This window comes from Paractinoplanes pyxinae, assembly GCF_026626335.1.
GTDB lineage: Bacteria > Actinomycetota > Actinomycetes > Mycobacteriales > Micromonosporaceae > Actinoplanes > Actinoplanes pyxinae.
The window spans coordinates 1-431 of sequence record NZ_JAPNTZ010000043.1; the positions used below are offsets into that span (position 1 = coordinate 1).

The 431-nt window shown below is 67.3% G+C and carries 1 protein-coding gene; it reads right to left on the bottom strand.

What is annotated here, in order from left to right; all coding sequences use genetic code 11:
• On the bottom strand, positions 1-431 hold a 431-nt coding region (locus tag OWR29_RS47980), incomplete at both ends, for a hypothetical protein (protein ID WP_267570400.1).

Sequence of the window (431 nt, forward strand, 5' to 3'; positions counted from 1 at the left end):
CGCACCTGGTAGTCCTGGGCGAGCCGTTCCTGCTCGTAGCGGGCGATCAGTTCGGGGCTGGTGATCTCGACGCTCTTGATGGCCACGCTCATGCCCGGCACGGTCGGCGGGCGAATGGTCAGGTACGCCTTGACCTGGGCGCTGACCAACCGGCGGACTTCGTTGATCTCCGCCAGCGGATAGTCCAGGCCCAGCTCGAAGATCCGGTTGTGTGCCTTGAGGTGACCCAGCAAGGCTTCCTCGGCGTTCACCCCGCCCCGGACCACCGCGATCGGATCCGTGACGGTGCAGGTGAAGGTGACCAGCACCTCGAAGGTGGACTGGTCACGGGAGGGGATCTCGAGCCGGGTGACCACCGGCGCGTCGCGCCGCATGTCGACCAGGCTGACGTGGGTGGCCTGCACCACCTGCTCGTCGGCGCCGTTCATCCG